Genomic DNA, 23394 nt, shown 5'->3' on the forward strand with positions numbered 1-23394 from the left:
ATGATTGATTTTAAAAAATTTAAAGCGGCTACAGTACAAACTTCTCCTGTTTTTTTAAATGTAGAGAAAACCATTGACAAAGCCATAGCGTTTATAAAAGAAGCACACGAAAACGGAGCGCAACTAATTGCTTTTCCAGAAGTATTTATTGCTGGATATCCGTATTGGAATTGGATTATGACACCTGTACAAGGCAGTAAATGGTATGAAGAATTGTATAAAAACTCGGTTGCTGTAAACGATGCCTCTATGCAAGCGTTATACAATGCCGCAAAAGAATATAAAATAACAGTAGTTATAGGCATTAACGAACGTGGCGATAGTTACGGCGAAATATACAATACCAATTTAATCATCAATCATAACGGAGAAGTAATTGGTAAACATAGAAAATTGGTTCCTACTTGGGCTGAAAAACTAACTTGGACAAGTGGTGATGGTTCGTCATTAAAAGTATACAATACCGAAGTTGGTCCGTTGGGTACCTTAGCTTGTGGCGAAAACACCAATACATTGGCTCGCTTTACACTGCTTTCTCAAGGAGAGTTAATTCATATTGCCAATTATATTTCGTTACCTGTTGCCCCACCCGATTATGATATGGCAGAAGCAATTAAAATTCGTGCTGCAGCGCATTCTTTCGAAGGCAAGTTGTTTACCATTGTATCATGTTCAACCATTTCACAAGAAATTAAAGATGCTTTACGTGCTGATGTTCCTAATGTAGATGAATTATTAGATAGAAAAAGCAGCGCCTTTTCTGGATTTATCGGTCCAAACGGAGCCGTTATTGGCACGCCTTTAATTGATGAAGAAGGAATGGTATATGCAGATATCGATTTATCGAAATGCATTCAACCAAAGCAAATGCACGATATATTAGGACATTACAATCGTTTTGATATCTTTGATTTACGAGTAAATGTGGCTCCTACAAAAAAAATCACTTTTGTTGATAAATCTCAAGACAACCTATAACCAACTAACAAACTTAAATTATGAACGAAAATCATTCAGATGATCAATACGGTAGAGCACGCGTACAAGACACGCCAGAGCTTGAAGCTTATTACAAAGAGCTTGAAGGTTTAGGTGCAGGCGCTTTATGGACGGTTGCTAACGATATTGAACCTTGGGAACCTAAAAGTAAATCTATTCCTATGTTATGGAAATACAACGATTTACGTCATTTGGTTTTAAAATCATCCGAGTTAGTAACTCCCGAACAAGCAGGTCGCCGAGTAGTTTATTTGGTAAACGATAACCGCAAAGATGTTAGTGCAGCTGTGGGTTGGTTGTATACCGGTATTCAAGTTACACGTCCTGGAGAATTTACATCGGCACATCGTCATAAAGCATCAGCGCTTCGTTTTATTATGGAGGGCGAAGGCGGATATACGGTTGTTGATGGCAATAAAATTATGTTAGAAGTCAATGATTTTGTCATTACTCCTAACTCAACTTGGCACGAGCATGGTGTTGAAGCAGGCGGAAAAACCTGTATTTGGCAAGATGGTTTAGATATTCCGTTGGTTAATGCGTTAGAAGCAAATGATTATGCGGTGTACGATGGTACGCAAGAATTGATTGCGCCCTTAAACTATTCGCCAATGACGTACGGAGGCACAGGATTAATTCCGCCCGATAAAGAATGGAACAAACCTTATTCGCCTTTATTTAAATATTCGTGGAAAGTAGTTTATCCAGCCTTGTTAGAAGCCGAAAAAGTGAATGAACCAAATCCGTACGATGGTATTCTTATGAACTATACCAACCCTTTAAACGGTGATCATGTGATGCAAACCATGGGTGCTTCTATTCAATTATTACCAAAAGGATTTAAAGGAAAAGCACACAAACATACAGGTTCTTTTGTGTATCAATGTGCAAAAGGAAGTGGCTATTCTATCATTAATGGAAAACGTTTTGATTGGGCAGCACGCGATATTTTTTGTGTGCCTTCTTGGGCTTGGCACGAGCATCATAATACATCTGATACCGAAGATGCTTGTTTGTTTTGTTTTAACGATTTACCTGTAATTGAAAAGTTAGGATTGTTTCAAGAACGTATTTTTGAAGAAAATGAAGGATATCAAACAGTTATTAAAGAATAATTTATGAAAAAATCTAATCCATTACTTACATTTATACTATCATTTATATTCATACTTTTAGGTGTTAGACTAATATCTAACAAAGATCAATTTTCAATTGTAATTGGATACATAAGCATTGTGTTTTGGTCTGCTTTATTCTTCGTAACACTTTACAAATTAATAATAAAAAAGAAAATTTAATATATTCCTTAAAATGAAACTATTAACTTATTTAACATCAGATAACGAGCAACGTGCAGCTTTTGTACACAACAATAAAGCTGTTGATTTAGAAGATTTTGGAGAATTAACCAATTTCCCTTTACCAAATACCTTATTAGAATTAATTGATATGGGAATTGAGGTAATTGATGAAATCAATAGCTTGGTTGCAGATGTTTCTGAAGCTGAATTAAATGAAATTAGCTACGATTTAAACGAAATTACTATTGTAGCACCTATTCCTAAACCAAGAAAAAATATTATTGGTATTGGGTTAAATTATAGCGAACACGTTGCCGAAAGCGCAAGAACTTTAGATACAACAGGTAAACTGCCAACTAAACCTATCATTTTTTCTAAACCACCAACAACGGTTACGGGTCCAAATACAAACGTACTTTTAAATACAAAGCTTACGCAACAATTAGATTGGGAGGTTGAATTAGCCGTTGTTATAGGTAAGAAAGGAAAATACGTTGCGAAACAGGACGCATTAGAATATGTTTTTGGTTATACTATTATAAACGATATTTCGGCGCGCGATTGCCGCAGAGAAGGTCAATGGATTGTTTCTAAAGGTCAAGATACCTTTGCACCAATGGGACCTTTCTTAATCACAAAAGACGAGATTGAAAACCCTCACAACTTAAATCTTTCGCTAAAATTAAACGGAGTTGAAAAACAAAATTCAAACACGCAATTTATGTTGTTCAATATTAACGATTTAATCGAAGACTTAAGTATTGTTTTTACACTTGAACCTGGCGATATCATTGCTACTGGAACTCCTGCTGGCGTTGGTGCTGGTAGAAATCCGCAAGAATGGATGAAAAACGGCGATGTAATGGAATGTTTTGTTGAAGGCATTGGAACGTTAACAAATACAGTAAAAGAAATTTAAAATGAAAAAGACATATAGAATTGGTCAAATTGTTCCGTCATCAAATGTAACCATGGAAACCGAAATCCCTGCTATTTTTAGAGCTCGAGAAACCATTCTTCCTGAAAAATTCACGTTTCATTCAAGCAGAATGCGTATGAAAAAGGTAACCAAAGAAGAATTGGAAGCAATGGATACCATGAGTTTAAAATGCGCTACCGAATTATCTGATGCACATGTTGATGTAATGGGTTATGCTTGTTTAGTTGCCATAATGAGTATGGGTAAAGGCTATCATTGTGTATCTGAAGTAAACTTGCATCAAGAAACCGTAGCAAACGATTTTCCTACGCCTATTGTAACTTCGGCAGGCGCTTTAATTAATGGATTGAATGTTTTAGGTGCTAAAACTATTTCAGTAATTACACCTTATATGCGTCCGTTAACTGATTTAGTTGTTGATTATATCGAACATCAAGGTATTAAAGTAAAAGAAAGTATTGCCCTTGAAATTCCTGATAATTTAGAAGTTGCAGCTCAAGATCCAATGAATTTATTGCAAATTTATAAGCAATTAGATTTAACAGGAATTGATGTATTGGTGGTTTCGGCTTGTGTGCAAATGCCTTCGTTAGAAGCTATTGATTTAATTGAAAAAGAAATCGGTATACCTGTTACATCAGCTGCAGTTTGTACAACGTACGAAATGATGAAGAAATTAGGTTTAGAAGCCAAAGCGCCTATTGGCGGTACTTTATTAAACGGAAATTATTAAATTTTGATATCCTGCAAGGTTTTACAACCTTGTAGGATTTTAATATATCGTTAAAACCTGTAGAAATATTCATTAAATTTTAGCATTACAATTGTTGCATAACTTCAATTTTGCGTTATCAATAGTCTTTACACTTTCAACAGCATCGGTCATCACGCATTTTTTATCAGGGCAATGCGGTAAACCCAAATTATGTCCAAATTCGTGGACCGATACCTTTTTTAATCGATCAAAATAAACTGCTTTATTTTTATGTTTGATGCGAAAAGAAGAAACAACACAACTATTTCCTGGACAATAAGCCAACCCCATAATGCCCCAATCTTGGTATTTATATTCAGGTTTTTTTACATTTCCTGAATCGTCTTTTTTGGTAGTAGAAATATCTTTTGAGGTCAATCCTAAAATATAATCAATAGAATCTTTTAAGTCTGCTTTTTGCAATTTTATGATACTATCTGCCCTGTATCGAGGCGATTTTACATCAATAAAAGCATTTTCATATAACTCTTGATTTTGAGCAATAATTACTTTGACACCATAAACTTTTTGTAAAATAGTTGTTACCGTATCAACTTCGTTTTTAGGAAATCCTTTATATTGCTTCACTAAAACGGTAGTTTGATGTGTATCTTTTACTGGTGATTGACAACTAACTAGCAATAAAATACACCAAAATAAAAAGCAATACTTCATTAGCTGTTTAATTAAGCAGTTGCTTAGCGTGTTCTAAAGCCGCATTGGTAATTTCGTTTCCAGAAAGCATTTGGGCAATTTCTTGAATACGTTCTTCTTGGCTTAAAGATTTAATATCCGAAATTGTAGCAACATCATCATCAAATTTGGTTACTTTAAAATGTTGATTTCCTTTAGCGGCTACTTGTGGCAAATGCGTAATGGCAAAAATTTGCATATGGTTACCCATTTCTTTCATAATGTTACCCATTTTATCTGCAACATCGCCAGAAACTCCTGTATCAATTTCATCAAAAATAATGGTTGGCAAATTACTTTTAGCTGCTAAAATAGACTTAATAGCTAACATAATTCGTGATAATTCACCGCCAGAAGCTGTTTTCTTTAACAACCCAAATTGTAGTCCTTTATTTGCTGAAAACAACCATTGAACATCATCTTTTCCTGTTGTTTGAAACATTTCTTTTGAAATTAATTGGATATCAAATTGTGCATTTGGCATACCCAACGGTTTAATTAAAGAGGTAATTTCATCGCTTATTTGGGGTAACACTGCCAAACGTCTTTCTCTTAAACTTACTGCTAATACATTAAGTTCTGATTCTTTATTTACTATTTGATTTTCAATAAGTTGAATTTCACTATCTAAACCTTCAGTTTCAGACACTTGAAAAGACAAACTTGTTTCTATTTCTAACAATTCTTCTACTGTAGAAACATTATGCTTTTTTTGCAATTGATAAATTAACTGCAATTTTTGATTGATGAGTTCTAATTGTTGAGGATCTGCAGTTACATTTTGTAAGCTATTTTGCAATTCATCGGCAATATCTTCCAATTCAATAAAACTACTTTCTATTCGCTCACTAATTGATTGGTATTGATTACTAACCTGGGCTAGCTTTTGCAATTGCAACTTAGCTTCGTATAATTGCTTATTTACACCCAATTCTTCGTTTGTTAAAATAGCATAGCTTTGTTCTAACAAACCGCCTACTTTTTCAACATTATCTAAAACAGAAAACTGAGCTTCTAACTCTTCCTGTTCACCTGCTTTTAAATTGGCATTGTTTAATTCATCTAATAAAAACAAGTTATAATCTTGCTCTTTAGCCGATTGTGATTGCTTATCCTTTAAAAAAACAAGCTGTTGTTGTAACTTTTTGTATTGTTGTAACTGTTGTTGATAGTCTTTTAATAAGGATTCATTTTGAGCAAAAACATCAATTAAATTTAATTGGTATGCTTCATTAAATAAATCTTGGGTTTGATGTTGTGTGTGAATATCAATTAAAACCTCGCCTAATTGCTGTAGATTTTGCAAAGTAGTAGGAACGTCGTTCACAAAAGCACGCGATTTACCTGTAGGTAAAATTTCTCTTCTAATGATAGTTTCTGGCTCGTAATCTAAATCAAGTGAGGTAAATAAAGACTCTAAATGGTAAGCGTTAATAGAAAAAGTTGCTTCAATCACACATTTTTCTTCTTTATTACGTAATGAATTTAAATCGGCGCGTTTTCCTAAAACCAATCCTAAAGCATCTAATAGAATTGATTTTCCGGCACCAGTTTCGCCAGTAATTATGGTCAATTTTGTACTAAAATCAATTGTTGAATGCGCAATTAACGCAAAATTTTTAATAGATAAGTGTGTTAACATTACAAACAATAAAGATTACATACGGTTCCATTTTGCACCGTTTAAAGGACTAATACGCGTTAAAGTTTCAATAAGTTGCGTATTATCCGTTTTTGGTCCTGCGCTGAATACTTTGGTAATTTCATCAGACTTAGCATCAAAAAATATACGCGTTGTTAATGCATTAGGTCTATTACGATGAATGTTAGATAATATTGAAATTGCATTAGAAATGCCTGCTTTTGCTTGCTCAGGACTATCTGCCATTACATCCAACCCTTTTATATGATATTCATACAAAGCCTCGCGGTAAGGTGAAAAAGCATTTGATAAAATATCATTTACCAAAGCATTTCTATTGTTTGTTTCTCCTGATGTCCAACCTTTATCACTTGCTTGTTGCATCATAGATACCACATTTGCAGCCTTTTGGTAATTTGCTGTACCGCCATTTAAAGCAAAAGTATCGGCATCCATACCAATGATCATATTGGCGTAAAAACTTAACAAACCTACTAATTTTGAAGAAATAGCATTTTCAGAATTTACTAAAGGTTCAAATTCAATATAGTTGAAACTTATATTTTTATCGTTAAAATTAAAAACAGTTGTACCATAACCAGAATTGAAAACAGGACGAGATGTTTGAATTTGCATAGTTCCTACAAAAGAATTAGCATTAGCATCGTACTCATTAACAATTAACATAACATTACAATCAATTAATTCATTGCGTTTTACATTTATATTGGTAAACTTATTATTGTTTAAAAAATCGCGCATGGCATTTTGCAATGTAGTAAACACCTGTTTATTTGTTTGCTGTACTCTATCAGAATTTATGGTAACAGTGGCATTTAATTCTTGTGAAATTCCAGAGAAACTAACTAATAATACAATTAAAACAATAAGTTTATTTAGCATAATTTAAAACAATTTGATTGATAATATCCTTTGCAACCGCTTCTTTTGATTTTAATTCTTGTGGATAAACATTAAAATCTTTATCAATAAAAGTAACTTTATTTGTTGGTTTTCCAAAACCAGCACCTTTATCGTTTAACGAATTTAATACAATTAAATCTAAATTTTTCTTTTTAAGCTTTGATTTTGCATATTCAACTTCATTTTCAGTTTCTAAAGCAAAGCCAACTAAATATTGCGAAGTTTTAATAGCGCCTAAAGAAGCCAAAATATCAGGATTTTTCTCTAGGACAATAGTAAACTCTTCGTCGTTTTTCTTAATTTTTTGCGAAGCAACTACTTTGGGTCTATAATCGGCAACAGCAGCTGCGCCAATAACAATGTCTGATTGCGCATACAATTCATGACAAGCATTGTACATTTCTTGAGCAGATTGTACTCTTATTAAATTGATGCGATTATCATTTATTTGCAAAGAAGTAGGCCCAGAAATTAAATGTACTTCTGCACCCCGTTTTGCCGCTTCAATAGCAATATCAAACCCCATTTTACCTGTTGAATGATTTCCAATAAAGCGCACCGGATCTATAGGTTCATAAGTAGGACCTGCAGTAATTAAAACTTTTTTCCCTGTTAAATCTTGTTTCTGTAGAAGTGTATCTTCAAGTACTTTAACTATATTTTCAGGTTCTGCCATTCTACCCTGACCTACTAAACCAGAGGCTAATTCTCCAAATTCTGAAGGAATTTCTATAGCACCAAAGCTTTTAAGTAATTGAATATTTGTTTTGGTTGTAGGATGAGCAAACATATCTAAATCCATTGCAGGTGCAAAGTAAATAGGACATTTTGCTGACAAATAAGTAGCTAACAATAAATTATCGCACAAGCCATTTGCCATTTTAGCTAAAGTATTGGCTGTTGTTGGAGCCATAACAATTAAATCGGCCCATAAGCCTAATTCAACATGGTTGGTCCACTCACCAAAATCTTTTTCAAATTGGGTATAAACAGGTCTTTTAGATAATGTAGCTAATGTTAACGGACTTACAAAAGCACAAGAAGCAGGTGTCATGATTACTTGAACCTGCGCACCTGCTTTTATTAATAATCGTACTAAATGTGCCGTTTTATAAGCGGCAATACCCCCTGAAATTCCCAGAATAATTCTTTTACCGCTTAATACAGACATTTTTGTATCTATTCTTTAAATGTTATGTCTCCTTTTAACCACTCTTCTACTGCTAAAGCGTGTGGTTTTGGTAATTTTTCGTAATATTTTGATACTTCGATTTGCTCTTTGTTTTCAAAAACTTCATCTAAGCTATCATTATAAGTTGCAAACTCATCTAACTTATCAATTAATTCCTTTTTAATTTCGGTATTGATTTGGTTAGCTCTTTTAGCAATAATTGTAATTGCTTCGTAAATATTACCTGTTGGTTTTTCAACTTCTAATTTGTTGTAGGTAACTGTGTTTACCGGAGCTTGTGTTTTCTTTAAATCCATTTCCTTATTTAGTTGCAAATTGTTGTAATTCTTTCTTTAATCTTTCAAGCATTTTATCTGCTTCTTCTTTATACTTAGTATTTGGCTCATAAGAAACCAAATCATCATGATAATCTATGGCTTTCTTTAAACGTTCTTCCATTTTAGAATAAACACTGTTTAAAGCTAATTTGTATGCTGAATCATATTTATAATATAACGCATCGGTTTTGTAAACAGTACCCGGATAATCTAATAAAAAGTTATCTAAAGCTACAATTGCTGCATTATAATCACGTGTATATTCACCAATTTTGTTGTATAATTTTGCCGATTCAAATGCTTTACGCTCGATTTTCTCTTTTAACTCTTTAGAGTTTTTTAATGCTTGATCCTTGTATTGTGAATCTGGATAAGCAGTTAAAAAAGTATCAAATTTTTGAATTCCTTCATAAGTTACATGCTGGTCTAATGTAAAAACTTCTGACATTTCATAAGCTGACATTGCCTCTAAGAACATTGTTTCCTCACGATTTGGACTTGACAAATACAACAAATTAAATTTTTGAAACATTGGTTTTGAAGCTTCCCATTTACGAGAGTTATAATATGCTTTACTGTATTTGTAATACATAGATTGAAAATTGGAAGTCCATCCTTCTTTCTTTTCAATTTGCTCATATAAGCGAATAGCTTGTTTATACTTTCCTTTTTCGTATAATTGATCGGCAACTTCATTTTTATAAGCAGTATCATCAACTTTTAAAGCTTTTTGAAGAGGCGAACAGCTTGCTAATACTAATGCTGTAAAAAATACATACGAAATGTGTTTCATAAATTGTTTTGTGTTTATACTAAATCTATTTGATTTAATAGCAAATGCAAAGTTACTATTTATCTTTTTATACTACAATATCTTTTCAACAAAAAAGATGTCCCAAAATAAGACATCTTTTTATAGAATTCAACTTAATAATTCGTTAAATTATTATATTCCTTGATCAGCTTGTTGTAATGGAAATTTTTTGATGTCATTATCAAACAAATACAATCCACCTTTATCATCGCCAATTAAGTTAATTTTATCTAAAATAGTGCGCGCAGTTGATTCTTCCTCAATTTGTTCAGCCACATACCATTGTAAAAAATTATGTGTAGCATAATCGCGTTCTTGTAACGAAATATGTACTAAATCATTAATACTTTTTGATACAAAAACCTCATGCTCAAACAATTGACTAAACAATGTTTTGAATGATGAATGATCTAAAGATGGTTTCTCAACAGCTGGTATGGTAGCCTCGCCCCCTCTTTGATTGATGTATTTTATTAATTTTAACATATGCATACGCTCCTCATCAGATTGTGCATACATAAAAGAAGCAATACCTTCAAAACCTTGGCATTCTGCCCAACCAGCCATAGCTAGATAAATTTGTGATGAATCGCCTTCTATTTTTACTTGATTATTTAATGCTGTTTGTAACTCTTTTGATAACATATTTATTTTTCTTTTTTATAAAGTTAGAAATTTTTTAACGAAAGATGCTAATCTATTTGATAAATCATCGTTAACATTTACTAAAGGTAATCTTAAATTATTGTCACATAAACCTAAATGCATAAACAATTCTTTTACACCACCAGGGTTGCCTTGTTCAAAAATCATGTTAATAGCATCTGTTAATTTATAATGAATTTCATAAGCTTCGTTTACTTTTCTGTTTAAACCTAAACGAACCATTTCTGAAAACTCTTTTGGATAAGCTTCCCCAATTACTGAGATAACCCCTGCGCCTCCTGCTAAAACCATTGGTAATGTAATGATATCATCGCCCGAAATCACTAAAAAGCCTTTAGGTGTTTTACGAATTAATTCCATTGCTTGCACAACATCGCCAGCAGCTTCTTTAATTCCTATAATATTTTTAAAATCATTAGCTAAACGCACAACTGTACTTGGCAACATATTGCTTGACGTACGCCCTGGTACATTGTAAATAATAATTGGCAAAGGCGACTTTTCTGCAATAGCCTTAAAATGTTGATAAATTCCTTCTTGCGTAGGTTTGTTATAATAAGGAGATACTGATAAAATTGCATCAAAACCTTTTAAATTTTCAGCGTTTAACTCACTTACAACCTGCATGGTATTATTACCGCCAACACCTAAAACCAAAGGCAACTTACCATTATTAGCTTCTATAATTGTTTGCTTAACCAAAGCTTGCTCATCCTTAGTTAAAGTAGCTGTTTCAGCAGTTGTTCCTAACACTACTAAATATTCAACACCTCCTTCAATATTATGTGCTACAATTCTTTTTAAAGCCTCAACATCAACTGTTAAATCTTTTTTAAATGGAGTAATCAATGCAACTCCTGTTCCTACAAATGATTTCATTTTTATAATAAAATAAGCTAATTTCTAAAGTTTACAAAATATTCATTGTAATTTTGTAATCAAACAAAGTTACTTATTTTGAGTTAAAAATCATGAAAAAAAACAGTGTTTCTAAGCATTTTTTTAATGTTGGTATTGGTATAAGTTGTTTTCTTTTAGTTGGAGCTTGTACCCCGCAAAAAAAAGCAATTACAAAAATTAAGGGCAATTATATTGAAATAAATCAAAATATAATAGACAACACCGCTATTGATTCATTTTTAACGCCTTACAGAAATCATATTGAAAAAGATTTATCTAAAGTTCTTGCTTACAATCCCTATGATTTGGATAGAACGGAAGCAAAATGGCAAAACAAAATGACTAATTTTTATGCAGATGCTATTCTAGAACAAGGAAACTTTATTTTTGAAAAAAGATATGGCAAGAAGATCGATTTTTGTATGCTGAATTATGGAGGCATACGTGCTACCATACCTAAAGGATCTGTTACAACCCGTACCGCTTTTGATATCATGCCTTTTGAAAACAGTGCTATTGTGTTAGGCTTAAAAGGAAGTGCTGTTTATGAAATGGCACAATATATTTTAACTAATAAAGTAGCGCATCCTTTAAGTGGAATTGAAATTATAGTTAAAGATGATACGATAAAGGATATTAAAATCAATCAAAAAAGCATTGATAAGAATACAATTTACTACTTTATTACTAACGATTATTTAGCAAAAGGAGGCGATAACATGACTTTTTTTCTAAAAGCGCAAACATCGTATCCTTTAGACTATAAGTTAAGAAACATGTTTATTAACTATTTTACCGCAAAAGACACTTTAACACCATCAACACAACCAAGGATAATTTTTGAATAATGAAAAGACGCGATTTTATCTACAAAACTACTGCATCTACAGCTTTGTTAACCATTGGTGGTTTAAGTTTAAGTAGTTTTACAAATAACAAAAGTAAGCACATTACTATTTTGCACACTAATGATACACATAGTCATTTAGATCCTTTTTCAGCTAACGATCCTAAGTTTCCTAATCAAGGTGGTGCAGCTAAAAGAGCCACAATTTTTAACAATATCAAAAAAGAAAATCCTAATACTTTAATTTTAGATGCTGGTGATATGTTTCAAGGTACACCCTACTTTAATTATTATGGAGGAGAGCTTGAAATTAAAGTAATGAATCTTTTGCAATATGATGCTACCACCATAGGTAATCATGAATTTGACAATGGCGTAAATGGATTAGCAGAGCAAGTTGTTAAAGCTAATTTTAGCATTATTAATGCTAATTATGATTTTAAAAATACTTTAATGAATGGTTTAACAAAGCCTTATCAAGTATTTGAAAAAGAAGGTGTAAGAATTGGTATTTTTGGTTTAGGTGTTAAATTAGAAGGTTTAGTAAACAAAACAGAATACGGAGAAACAGTTTGGAATAATCCTATTGAAATTACTCAAGACATGACTCGTATTTTAAAGGATGATCTTAAGTGCGATTTGATTATTTGTTTATCACATTTGGGCTATAAATATGCTGAAAATGCACAAATGATTTCTGATTTGGATTTAGCATTAAAAACCAAAAATATTGATTTAATCATTGGCGGGCATACACATACATTTTTAGACAAACCTACAATTGTTTTAAACACAGAAGGAAAAGAAGTATTGGTAAACCAAGTTGGATGTTATGGTGTACGTGTTGGTAGAATTGATTTTTACTTAGATACTTTCAATAATAAAACAACTACATCACGAATTATAGAAGTATAAAAAAAGCAACTCAAATGAGTTGCTTTTTTTGTGACGATGGCAGGATTCAAACCTGCAACCTTCTGAGCCGTAATCAGATGCGCTATTCAGTTGCGCCACATCGCCTTGATGTATTTATTTTATTTTGTGACGATGGCAGGATTCAAACCTGCAACCTCTTGAGCCGTAATCAAGTGCGCTATTCAGTTGCGCCACATCGCCGTGTTATTATTTAACGGTGCAAATATAGGATGTTTTCTTTTATAAAACCAAATGTTTTACACACTTTTTAACTAAAAAAATCCATATAAATGGTAAGTGATTTGTTTTGAAACTGTTAAGAATTCTTCAATAAATCTTTGTAGATCGTAAAACTTAAAATATCTTTGATTTCTTATTTAATTAAATAAAAGTGCTTTCTTACTTACGTTTTTTATTACAATCTACCAATCAACATGGAGTTCATTCGCCTTTTGTTTACAATTATATTACCAAAGGTTTGTATCAACAAAATGAATTTAAATATGTGCAACATAAAACCAATCAATGGTTATTACAATCGATACAATACTTTAAACCCAACTCAATTTGTTTTTTAAATGATGGTTTATCGGTTATTGCTTGGAAAGTATACACAAATAAAAGTGTTGAATTAACTGATGCCGATTTAATTTTAGAACGTTACGCACCCGAAAATCAAACACGTATAGTACAAACCATAAAGAACATGAGTAATTCGCAATTACTATTAATTGCTTGCTATACTTACCCAAAATCTTTTTTTGATGAATTACGAAAAAACGTTGATATCATCGTAATGATTGATTTTTACTATGGTTGTTTAATATCAAAACGTACCGAACAACTAAAACAAAATTTTCACATTAGATATTAATAAAACGATCTTTTGTTCATTCTAGCATCAATACTTTTATCGCCAGGACCAACCAAAAACAAGAAAACATATCCTAAAAGATATAAAAAGCCAATTTCGGCAGCTCCAAAAATCTCCCAACCATGAGAACTAATAGCTACCAACATAGTAACAATTAACGGTATTAATGCCAAACGAGTGTACAAGCCAAACACCAGTAAAATAGAGCATAAAACTTCTGCAACTATTGCTAATATCAATGAAATATTTGAACCAAGACCTATAAAATCAAAAAACTCAGTTTTTAAAACTTCGTATTTTATAATTTTCATCCAGCCATGATTCGCAATCATTAATCCACCTAAACTTAAACGTATTAATAACAATCCTATATTTAATAATTTAGGATCTATTTTTGTAGCATTCAATTTCATAAACATTTTGTTATAAATGTAAAATACATTTTGTTAACGTTACAATATACTTAATCTAACCTAAACGTGCAACTTATTTTTTTAGTGTATATTTACTAAATTTTTTTTATGAAAGTATATACAAAAACAGGCGATAAAGGTACCACAGCACTATTTGGAGGAACACGTGTTCCTAAATACCATATACGTATTGAAAGTTACGGTACTGTAGATGAACTAAACTCATACATTGGTTTAATTAGAGATCAGCAAATTAACACACTTTACAAAGAGCAATTAATTCATATTCAAGATAAATTGTTCACTTTGGGTGCTATTTTAGCTACAGATCCTGAAAAAGCGGTTTTAAAAAATGGAAAAGAACGCTTAAACATACCTAAAATTAGCGATGAAGATGTTGCCTTTTTAGAAAATGCAATTGATCAAATGGAAACGGAATTGCCTCAAATGACACATTTTGTTTTGCCAGGAGGTCATACAACAGTGTCATTTTGTCATATATCACGTTGTGTTTGCCGTAGAGCGGAGCGTTTGTCAACCCATTTAAATGACATAGAACCAACCGACGTCATGGTTTTAAAGTATTTAAACCGACTTTCTGACTATTTATTTGTGTTGGCACGAAAGTTGACTTTTGACTTGCAAGCGGAAGAGGTTAAATGGATTCCTGAAAAGAATTAATTGAACCTTTTACAAAACGTTCTTTTTTTAAAAAATATTTAATGAAAAAAAAGTTGATTTTTTCATTTTAAAATTTATTTTTGCACATAATTACTAAAAATATTAAAGATGTATTGGACATTAGAGTTAGCGTCGTATTTAAGTGATGCCCCTTGGCCTGCTACAAAAGATGAACTTATAGATTATGCCATTAGAACTGGTGCACCTTTAGAAGTTGTTGAAAATCTACAATCAATTGAAGATGAGGGTGAGATTTACGAATCAATGGAAGAAATTTGGCCAGATTATCCTTCAGACGAAGATTATCTTTGGAACGAGGATGAATATTAAAATACATACAAAAAAGTCTCGGTAATTAAGAGACTTTTTTTGTAGCTATATATCACACGGATTATTAATTAAAAAAAGATATTTATGAGCATCATAAATAGTATCTTAAAGGCGTTTGTTGGAGATAAATCTCAGAAAGATGTAAAAGCAATTCGCCCTCTTGTAGATAAAATTAACCAGTATTACACTTCGTTTGAAAATTTATCAAACGATGAGTTACGATCAAAAACAATTTCTTTTCAAGAAAAAATCAAACAATCTCGCGCAGGGCAAGATGCTAAAATTGCATCGTATCGTGAAGAATTGGAAAAAACAACCGACATTGATAAAAGAGAAACCATTTATGCTTCTATTGATACATTAGAAAAAGAAGCCTATACGTTATCTGAAAAAGCATTGTTAGAAATTTTACCAGAAGCTTTTGCAGTGGTAAAAGAAACATCGCGTCGTTTCACAAACAATTCTGAATTGGTTGTAACTGCAACAGAGCAAGACAGAAAGTTTGCGCAGTTTAAAGGTAATGTTCGCATTGAAGGAGATCAAGCTATTTGGTCTAACACATGGGAAGTTGCAGGAAAAATGATTCCTTGGAACATGGTTCATTACGATGTACAAATGATTGGTGGTACTGTTATTCACCAAGGAAAAATTGCCGAAATGCAAACAGGTGAAGGTAAAACGTTGGTTTCTACATCGCCAATTTATTTAAACGCACTTGCTGGTAATGGCGTACACGTTGTAACGGTGAATGACTACTTAGCAAAACGTGACTGCCAATGGAATGCTCCTTTGTTTGAATTCCACGGCTTAACAGTTGATTGTATTGATAATCACCAACCAAATTCTCAAGGGCGTCGTGATGCTTATCAAGCTGATGTTACTTACGGTACTAACAACGAATTTGGTTTTGATTACCTACGTGATAACATGGCACATACGCCAGAAGAATTAGTACAACGCAAACACAATTTTGCTATTGTGGATGAGGTTGACTCTGTTTTGGTTGATGATGCACGTACACCGTTAATTATTTCGGGACCAGTACCAATGGGCGATCGTCATGAGTTTTTAGAATTAAAACCAAAAGTTGATAACTTAGTTGCACAGCAACGTTTATTATCAAACAACTTTTTAACCGAAGCAAAACGCTTAATTAAAGCGGGCGATACTAAACAAGGTGGTTTCAATTTATTAAGATCATACCGTGCATTGCCTAAAAACAAAGCATTAATTAAGTTTTTATCTGAAGAAGGTATAAAACAAATCCTTCAAAAAACCGAAAATCATTTCATGCAAGATAATAACCGTGAAATGAAAAAAGTAGATGAAGCTTTATTGTTTGTAATCAATGAGAAAAACAATCAAGTTGAGTTAACTGATAACGGTATCAAAGCTTTATCTCAAGGAATGGATGAACATTTCTTTGTTTTACCAGACATTGGAACTGAGATTGCTAAAATTGAAAAAATGAATATTTCTTCTGAAGAAATGTCAGAAAGAAAAGAAATTTTATTTCAAGATTTCGGTATTAAATCAGAGCGTATTCATACTTTAACACAGTTATTAAAAGCCTATTCTTTATTTGAAAAAGATTCAGAATACGTTGTTGTTGATAATAAAGTAATGATTGTTGATGAGCAAACAGGTCGTATCATGGATGGTCGTCGTTACTCAGATGGTTTACACCAAGCAATTGAAGCTAAAGAAAATGTGAAAATTGAGGCTGCAACCCAAACATTTGCAACCATTACTTTACAGAATTATTTCCGTATGTACAACAAATTAGCGGGAATGACAGGTACAGCTATTACAGAAGCAGGTGAATTATGGGAAATTTACAAATTAGATGTTGTTGAAATTCCAACCAACCGCGCTATTTCTCGTGATGACCGTGAAGATAAAATTTACCGTTCAATTCGTGAAAAATTCAATGCAGTTATTGAAGATGTTGTTGAATTATCAGAAGCTGGTCGTCCAGTATTAATTGGTACAACTTCAGTTGAAAATTCTGAGTTATTAAGCCGTATGTTAAAAATGCGCGGTATTAAACACAATGTGTTAAATGCAAAATTACACAAGAAAGAGGCTGAAATTGTTGAAGAAGCGGGTAATTCTGGAATTGTAACCATTGCAACCAATATGGCTGGTCGTGGTACCGATATTAAATTAACGCCAGAAGTTAAAGAAGCAGGTGGTTTAGCAATTATTGGTACAGAACGTCATGATTCTCGTCGTGTAGACCGTCAGTTACGTGGTCGTGCAGGTCGTCAAGGTGATGTTGGTTCGTCTCAATTCTATGTATCGCTTGAGGATAACTTAATGCGTTTATTTGGATCAGAGCGTGTAGCAAAAATCATGGACGGAATGGGCTTGAAAGAAGGTGAAGTTATTCAACACTCTTGGATGACAAAATCTATTGAAAGAGCGCAAAAACGCGTAGAAGAAAACAACTTTGGTGTTCGTAAACGTTTATTAGAGTATGATGATGTTATGAATGCACAACGTGAAGTAGTTTACAAACGTCGTCGTCATGCATTACACGGAGATCGTTTAAAAGTAGATATCGCTAACATGATGTTTGATTTATGTGACTATTTAGTAGAAGGAAATAAAGTAGGAAACGACTTTAAAAACTTTGAATACGATATGATCAAAATCTTCGGAATGGAATCTCCTTTTACAGAAGATGATTTTAATAGAATTCATGAAAATGAATTAACCGATAAATTATACGAAGCAGTTTACAAAAAATACATTGCTAAATGCGAAGAAAGCGGAACAGAAGCTTTCAAAGTAATTAAAAATGTATATGAAAACGGTGGTTATGAGCGTATGGTTGTTCCTTTTACCGATGGTATTAAAACAATTAATGTAGTAACCGATTTAAACAAAGCTTACGAAAGTGAAGGAAAAACTTTGATTAACGATTTTGAGAAAAACATCGTTTTATCAATTGTTGATGAAGCTTGGAAAAAGCACTTACGTAAAATGGACGAGTTAAAACAATCAGTTCAATTAGCCGTTCACGAACAAAAAGATCCATTATTGGTTTACAAGTTTGAAGCGTTTGAATTGTTTAAAAAAACCATGCAAAGCATCAATAAAGATGTAATTTCATTCTTAATGAAAGGTGATTTACCAAAACAAGAAGAACCTCAAAATCAAGAACCTGAAATAAGAACAAATGGTTCGTTTACCATATAATCATAAAAAAACTCCTAAGAAATCTTAGGAGTTTTTTTTATTTTATAAACTTAATGCGTTTTTTATTCTTTTAAAAGCTTCTATCAGTAAGTCTTCACTAGTTGCATAAGACAATCTAATACAATTAGGATTTCCAAAAGCTGCTCCAGTAACTGTTGCAACATTTGCGTGCTCTAACAAATAAATAGCTAAATCATCAGCATCTTTAATAAATGTACCGTTTATAGTTTTACCAAAATAGTAAGAAACATCAGGAAAAACATAAAAAGCACCTTCTGGTTGGTTTACTTTTAAACCTGGAATATCGTTTACCAAACCTAAAACTAAATCTCTTCTTCTATGAAACGCATCAACCATATAGCTAATTTCTGAAGGATCTGCCTCTAATGCAGCAATAGTAGCTCTTTGAGCAATAGAATTTGCACCACTAGTAACTTGTCCTTGTAATTTAGTACATGCTTTAGCAATAAATTCAGGCGCTCCAATGTAGCCTATTCTCCACCCTGTCATAGCAAAAGCTTTGGCAACACCATTTACCGTTATAGTACGATCAAACATACCAGGAATAGAACCAATACTACAAAAACTTCCTGCAAAATTAATATGCTCATAAATTTCATCAGAAACTACATAAATATCCTTATGCTGCTCTAAAACTTTAGCTAAAGCTGTTAATTCTTCTTTATTATATACAGATCCTGATGGGTTACAAGGCGAACTAAACCACATCATTTTTGTTTTAGAGGTAATTGCAGCAGCTAATTGCTCTGGGGTAATTTTAAAATCAGATTCAACAGTAGTAGGAACTTCAACTGGAATTCCGCCTGCCATTTTAATAATTTCATAATAACTAACCCAGTAAGGTGCAGGTAAAATAACCTCATCACCTTCATTAATCATTGCTTGTGCAATATTGTACAACGATTGTTTTGCTCCTGTTGAAACTACAATATTAGCAGGTTGATAATCTAAATTATTATCGCGCTTAAACTTTTTAATAATAGCTTGCTTTAATTCAGGATATCCATCAACTGGTGGGTAAGTACTCCAGTTTTCGTCAATTGCTTGTTTAGCAGCTTCCTTAACAAAATCGGGTGTATTAAAATCAGGCTCACCTAAACTTAAACTAATGATATCTTTTCCTAAAGCTTTTAATTCTCTTGCCTTTGCAGCCATTGCTAAAGTTTGAGAAACCGATAGATTATTAATTCTATCCGATAAAATTTTTGCGCTCATTTTTCTGAAATTTATAATTTCAAAGGTAACGATATTGCAATGTATTATACAATATTGCTAACGTTTTTTTAATTATTTGTCTTATGATAGAGATGCTATTTTTTTATAAATTTTAATACAGAAACATTTGAATTGAGCTTTATAAAGTAAATACCACTTGCTAATTTCTGAGTAGAAATTACAATACTTTTTTGCTTATCTATATTGATTGTTTGCAGTAATTGACCTATTTGATTGTAAATAAGTAATTGACTATTATCATTTAATTTAGAATCATCTATACCTATCATAACTTCGCTTTCTGCTACATTAGATGATTCAAACCACATGAGTTGTTTTGTACTGAATGAAGGAATCTTTAATGGCTCATTAATTAAAAACTGCATTACAACAGGTAAATGATCACTCATATTATATAAATTATTTCGTAAAGTTTGCGAAAAAACGCCTGTACAAGTTGGGTCTTTTACATCTTTATCAAAACAATTTCCATTATTACCGTAAGCTTTATAAGTATTTGACACATATTGAAAACGTGCGCTGTTACTAAAGTTTTCGCTCATCATAATAAAATCAAACCGATCGTCTAATCCACCTGAAGCTCCAGAATTTGCTCCGCCACCAAAACCTGCATTAGAAACTCTTGTGCTTTGTGTGTGTATCGGACTAAATGCTGCATTATTTTGCCAATTACCAGGTGTGTTTATTGGGTCGATTAATTTTATAGCATTTGCCGGATTAAGAATTTCTTGATATCCTGGTTCAGTAGATTTGTAAAAATTAAAATCGCCAGCAAACAAAACATAGGTATTAGGTTGTGTTAAATTTTGCAAAGCTTGAGTAACTTGTTGTACCATTTGCAAGCGCATTTGCTGTTCTGCTGTGCCTGTGCTTGACTTTAAATGCGCCACAAAAACCTCTAAATAAATAGGATTTGTAGGATCTACATTAACTTTAAAAGAATATTGATTGATGTCTCTATAAACCGTTGGCAATTTTTGCTGACCAACCAAAGTTAATTTTCTAGTATTGTAAAAAACCATTGTTTGCAAAGGATCGGCCAAATCTGTTAAGTCTGGTGTAAAAGCTGCTCTAGCAAACAAATCGGTTTGATTTTGAAGCGATGTATTTAAAATTAAATTTGCCGCATTTTCGGTTGCCAATTCACAAACCATAAATAAATCGGGCTTGTATTCATCTAAAATATCACGCAAAATAAGTTGTCTATTCTGAGGCAAAGAGTTAGGAAACTTAAACAAATTATAAAACATAGTGTTTAACGTTTCTTGAGCGCTTGCACAAATTGAAAAAACTAAAAAAAGAAATGTAATTATTTTTCTCATAACTATATATTTTTTACAAAGAAATCAAATTAATGTAACTTAAAAGTTATCTTAAAAACAAGTTCAATTACATAAATATACCTTTTTTATGGGCAAAAAACTGTACTTTTGCAAAAAACAATACACATGGAAGAAATTTTAGTTCAATTTCCTAATTTAAGTGAATTACAAATTAATCAGTTTCAACAGTTATATCATTTGTATCAAGATTGGAATGCCAAAATAAATGTTATTTCTAGAAAAGATATTGATGAATTGTATACTAAACACGTATTACATTCTTTAGGAATTGCTAAAATTATGGAATTTAAACCAAATGCTGATGTTATGGATGTTGGTACAGGAGGTGGTTTTCCTGCAATACCGTTAGCAATTTTGTTTCCTGAAACTAATTTTTATGCCATTGATGTAATTGCTAAGAAAATTAAAGTAGTAAACGAAGTAGCCACTGCTTTAGGATTAAAGAATTTAAAAGCCGAACAAAAAAGAGCTGAGTTGGTTGTTAAAAAATTTGATTTTATTGTAAGTAGAGCTGTTACCAATATGCCCGATTTTGTTACTTGGGTAAAAGGAAAAACTAAAAAAACATCAAATCACACCTTAGAAAATGGTATTTTATACTTAAAAGGAGGCGATTTAACCGAAGAATTGAAAGATTTTCCAAAAGCAACGTTATATAATTTAAGCGATTTTTTTAAGGATGAATTTTTTGAAACCAAAAAAGTAGTGCACTTGCCTTTAAAATATAAACCTTAGTTTTCTAAGGTTTTTTTTATGTATTATAAAGATCTTTTAAAGCAATATCTAAGGCTTGAAATTTAAATGCATATCCTGTTTTTTCAATTTTTAACGATGACACTTTTTGACTTGATAATACCAAAGCAGAACGCTCTCCTAAAGCCATTTTTATTGCAAAAGAAGGAATATTAGGCAGCCATAAGGGTTTATCTAATTGGTGTGCTAGCAATGTTAAAAATTGTTTTTGGGTAACTACAGAAGGGCCTACCAAATTAAAAACGCCTACTCTATTAGATACAAGCAAATGCAATATAATTTGAATAACATCTTCAAAATGAATCCAAGACATCCATTGTTTTCCGTTTCCTAAACAAGCACCAAATCCTTTCGAAACTACTTTGGCTAATTCATACAAAACACCGTGCTCTTTTGATAAAATAAGTCCAAAACGCACAATAGCTGTTTTTATACCTAAATCATTAAAACGTAAATTTTCCTTTTCCCATTGTTTGCAAACTGTAGCTAAAAAATCATCTCCTAAATTAGTTGACTCTTCAAAATACATTTCTGTAACACTAGATTTATAAATACCAATTGCAGAAGCACTTATGATGTATTTTACAGTATTTTGATTATTTTGTAATGTATTAAAAAGTAATTGAGAAGTATTTAATCTGCTTTCTAAAATAAGCGCTTTGTTTCGTTCTGTCCAAGGGCAATTAATAGTATGTCCAGCCAAATTTATAATAGCTTCTACCCCATTTAAACAATGTAAATCAATTTCATTATTATGAGGTTTCCATAAAAAACCTTTAAAATTAGGGGTATTCTTAATTTTTTTAATTGATGTTGTAACATAATGAATTTCATGTCCGTTGCTTAAAAGCAATGCACATAAAGCAGAACCTATAAAACCATTGGCACCTGTTACCAGAATTTTCATTTATTACTTCACTTTTAAAGTCCATTCAAAATCGTACACACCTACTTTATCACCTTTTTCATCATAACCAACCGATTGTAACCAAAACGAAATACCTTCTTTTGATTGTAAAGCTTCGTTAACCTTTTCTTGAATAAGCAAGCCTTGCTCACATTTAAAAGTAATTAACCCCGTAGCCTTTTTAGTAAACTGCGATTTTTGACTTAAAACCAACATGGATACTTTTTTATTAGAATCTTTAATAGCTTTCATTACCAAAGCTCCTGTAGTTAACTCGGCTCCCATATTTTGAACTGCAAAATACATAGAACGAAACGGATTTTGATTAAACCACTTATGTTTTACGGTAACAACACAATTATTTGATGATAATTGTGCCACACGAACTCCGCAAAAATACGCCGATGGCAAATTCTTTAATAAAAATAAATTCAAATTTCTTACAGTAAACTCCATATTTCAAAGGCTTTTGGCTAATTTACAAAAAAAGGTCGGTTAATTAAAATCAAATACATTTGTTAAAAAAAAGTTAATTATTAGTACTATGTAATACAAAGTACATGCTTTTGTATATATCTTTGCTATATCAAAATGATACTATAATCATTGAAGTAAGAAAGTTTGATTTTTTGTAACAAAACAACACAAATCATATTACAATAGAATTAGTTTAAAGTTTACTCAATACTCAAGCTTACAAAAATCAACTTTCTCTTCAAATAAATAAA

The 23394-nt window shown here is 32.0% G+C and carries 24 protein-coding genes and 2 tRNA genes; 11 read left to right on the forward strand and 15 right to left on the reverse strand.

Features of this window, described 5'->3' with window-relative positions:
* The 4 genes from H1R17_RS12130 to H1R17_RS12145 all read left to right on the forward strand — a co-directional run bounded on the left by H1R17_RS12130 (position 1) and on the right by H1R17_RS12145 (position 3973).
* Positions 1-978: a carbon-nitrogen hydrolase family protein gene (locus H1R17_RS12130; protein ID WP_163432831.1), complete on the forward strand. Its 978-nt coding sequence runs from the start codon at positions 1-3 to the stop codon at positions 976-978.
* A gap of 20 nt (positions 979-998) precedes the next feature.
* Positions 999-2114, forward strand: coding sequence for a cupin domain-containing protein (locus H1R17_RS12135; protein WP_163432832.1), 1116 nt, complete (start codon positions 999-1001; stop codon positions 2112-2114).
* Between the two features lie 196 nt (positions 2115-2310).
* Positions 2311-3219, forward strand: coding sequence for a fumarylacetoacetate hydrolase family protein (locus H1R17_RS12140; RefSeq protein ID WP_163432833.1), 909 nt, complete (start codon positions 2311-2313; stop codon positions 3217-3219).
* Between the two features lies 1 nt (position 3220).
* The gene (locus H1R17_RS12145) at positions 3221-3973 is read left to right on the forward strand and encodes an Asp/Glu racemase (protein WP_163432834.1); all 753 of its coding nucleotides are present in this window, start codon (positions 3221-3223) and stop codon (positions 3971-3973) included.
* 72 nt (positions 3974-4045) lie between these two features.
* On the opposite strand, the gene H1R17_RS12150 is transcribed toward H1R17_RS12145, so the two are convergent.
* The 8 genes from H1R17_RS12150 to dapA form a co-directional block, all read right to left on the reverse strand.
* A complete protein-coding gene (locus H1R17_RS12150; RefSeq protein WP_163432835.1) occupies positions 4046-4669 on the reverse strand; it encodes a matrixin family metalloprotease in 624 nt (207 codons plus the stop codon).
* A gap of 7 nt (positions 4670-4676) precedes the next feature.
* Positions 4677-6329, reverse strand: coding sequence for a DNA repair protein RecN (gene recN / locus H1R17_RS12155; RefSeq protein ID WP_163432836.1), 1653 nt, complete (start codon positions 6327-6329; stop codon positions 4677-4679).
* 15 nt (positions 6330-6344) lie between these two features.
* On the reverse strand, positions 6345-7232 hold the full coding sequence (locus H1R17_RS12160) for a DUF4835 family protein (protein ID WP_163432837.1): 888 nt from the start codon (positions 7230-7232) through the stop codon (positions 6345-6347).
* Positions 7222-8424, reverse strand: a complete 1203-nt coding sequence (coaBC, locus tag H1R17_RS12165) for a bifunctional phosphopantothenoylcysteine decarboxylase/phosphopantothenate--cysteine ligase CoaBC (RefSeq protein WP_163432838.1) — start codon at positions 8422-8424, stop codon at positions 7222-7224. The genes H1R17_RS12160 and coaBC overlap by 11 nt, the downstream gene beginning before the upstream one ends.
* 8 nt (positions 8425-8432) lie before the next feature.
* Positions 8433-8741: a DNA-directed RNA polymerase subunit omega gene (locus tag H1R17_RS12170; protein ID WP_163432839.1), complete on the reverse strand. Its 309-nt coding sequence runs from the start codon at positions 8739-8741 to the stop codon at positions 8433-8435.
* A 4-nt stretch (positions 8742-8745) separates the two neighbouring features.
* Positions 8746-9555, reverse strand: a complete 810-nt coding sequence (locus tag H1R17_RS12175) for an outer membrane protein assembly factor BamD (RefSeq protein ID WP_163432840.1) — start codon at positions 9553-9555, stop codon at positions 8746-8748.
* Positions 9556-9708: 153 nt separating this feature from the next.
* The gene (locus H1R17_RS12180) at positions 9709-10221 is read right to left on the reverse strand and encodes a ferritin (RefSeq protein ID WP_163432841.1); all 513 of its coding nucleotides are present in this window, start codon (positions 10219-10221) and stop codon (positions 9709-9711) included.
* A 15-nt stretch (positions 10222-10236) separates the two neighbouring features.
* On the reverse strand, positions 10237-11121 hold the full coding sequence (gene dapA, locus H1R17_RS12185; protein ID WP_163432842.1) for a 4-hydroxy-tetrahydrodipicolinate synthase: 885 nt from the start codon (positions 11119-11121) through the stop codon (positions 10237-10239).
* 92 nt (positions 11122-11213) lie between these two features.
* Here dapA and H1R17_RS12190 point away from each other — a divergent pair, with 92 nt between their 5' ends.
* Positions 11214-11990 carry a 5'-nucleotidase C-terminal domain-containing protein gene (locus H1R17_RS12190; RefSeq protein WP_163432843.1) on the forward strand — a complete coding sequence of 259 codons (777 nt, stop codon included), beginning with the start codon at positions 11214-11216 and terminating at the stop codon, positions 11988-11990.
* Positions 11990-12904 carry a bifunctional UDP-sugar hydrolase/5'-nucleotidase gene (locus H1R17_RS12195; protein WP_163432844.1) on the forward strand — a complete coding sequence of 305 codons (915 nt, stop codon included), beginning with the start codon at positions 11990-11992 and terminating at the stop codon, positions 12902-12904. The genes H1R17_RS12190 and H1R17_RS12195 overlap by 1 nt, the downstream gene beginning before the upstream one ends.
* Before the next feature lie 31 nt (positions 12905-12935).
* Here the strand turns inward: H1R17_RS12195 and H1R17_RS12200 are convergent.
* Together H1R17_RS12200 and H1R17_RS12205 are read right to left on the reverse strand one after the other, a co-directional pair.
* Positions 12936-13009 (reverse strand) — tRNA-Arg (locus H1R17_RS12200).
* A 22-nt stretch (positions 13010-13031) separates the two neighbouring features.
* Positions 13032-13105, reverse strand: a tRNA-Arg gene (locus H1R17_RS12205).
* A 190-nt stretch (positions 13106-13295) separates the two neighbouring features.
* Between H1R17_RS12205 and H1R17_RS12210 the strand changes: the two genes are divergently transcribed.
* A complete protein-coding gene (locus H1R17_RS12210) occupies positions 13296-13778 on the forward strand; it encodes a hypothetical protein (protein ID WP_163432845.1) in 483 nt (160 codons plus the stop codon).
* Here H1R17_RS12210 and H1R17_RS12215 read toward each other — a convergent pair.
* Complete coding sequence (locus tag H1R17_RS12215; protein WP_163432846.1) at positions 13775-14191, reverse strand: DoxX family protein; 417 nt, start codon at positions 14189-14191, stop codon at positions 13775-13777. The genes H1R17_RS12210 and H1R17_RS12215 overlap by 4 nt on opposite strands.
* A 108-nt stretch (positions 14192-14299) precedes the next feature.
* On the opposite strand from H1R17_RS12215, the gene H1R17_RS12220 reads away from it, so the two are divergent.
* From H1R17_RS12220 to secA, 3 genes are all read left to right on the forward strand, one after another.
* Positions 14300-14872 (forward strand): cob(I)yrinic acid a,c-diamide adenosyltransferase, encoded by a 573-nt coding sequence (locus tag H1R17_RS12220; protein WP_163432847.1) that lies wholly within the window; start codon positions 14300-14302, stop codon positions 14870-14872.
* A 108-nt stretch (positions 14873-14980) separates the two neighbouring features.
* Positions 14981-15202, forward strand: a complete 222-nt coding sequence (locus tag H1R17_RS12225; RefSeq protein ID WP_014166495.1) for a DUF2795 domain-containing protein — start codon at positions 14981-14983, stop codon at positions 15200-15202.
* An 84-nt stretch (positions 15203-15286) separates the two neighbouring features.
* Positions 15287-18406 carry a preprotein translocase subunit SecA gene (gene secA, locus H1R17_RS12230; RefSeq protein WP_163432848.1) on the forward strand — a complete coding sequence of 1040 codons (3120 nt, stop codon included), beginning with the start codon at positions 15287-15289 and terminating at the stop codon, positions 18404-18406.
* Between the two features lie 42 nt (positions 18407-18448).
* Here secA and H1R17_RS12235 read toward each other — a convergent pair whose 3' ends face one another.
* Positions 18449-19642, reverse strand: a complete 1194-nt coding sequence (locus tag H1R17_RS12235) for a pyridoxal phosphate-dependent aminotransferase (protein ID WP_163432849.1) — start codon at positions 19640-19642, stop codon at positions 18449-18451.
* Positions 19643-19737: 95 nt separating this feature from the next.
* Positions 19738-20985 (reverse strand): T9SS type A sorting domain-containing protein, encoded by a 1248-nt coding sequence (locus H1R17_RS12240; RefSeq protein ID WP_163432850.1) that lies wholly within the window; start codon positions 20983-20985, stop codon positions 19738-19740.
* A gap of 126 nt (positions 20986-21111) precedes the next feature.
* Here H1R17_RS12240 and rsmG point away from each other — a divergent pair, with 126 nt between their 5' ends.
* A complete protein-coding gene (gene rsmG, locus H1R17_RS12245; protein ID WP_163432851.1) occupies positions 21112-21741 on the forward strand; it encodes a 16S rRNA (guanine(527)-N(7))-methyltransferase RsmG in 630 nt (209 codons plus the stop codon).
* Between the two features lie 16 nt (positions 21742-21757).
* Here rsmG and H1R17_RS12250 read toward each other — a convergent pair whose 3' ends face one another.
* Complete coding sequence (locus tag H1R17_RS12250; RefSeq protein WP_163432852.1) at positions 21758-22666, reverse strand: TIGR01777 family oxidoreductase; 909 nt, start codon at positions 22664-22666, stop codon at positions 21758-21760.
* 3 nt (positions 22667-22669) lie between these two features.
* Positions 22670-23122, reverse strand: a complete 453-nt coding sequence (locus H1R17_RS12255; protein ID WP_163432853.1) for a DUF4442 domain-containing protein — start codon at positions 23120-23122, stop codon at positions 22670-22672.
* Positions 23123-23394 lie beyond the last annotated feature (272 nt).

This window comes from Flavobacterium sp. xlx-214 (assembly GCF_013874595.1).
Lineage (GTDB): Bacteria > Bacteroidota > Bacteroidia > Flavobacteriales > Flavobacteriaceae > Flavobacterium.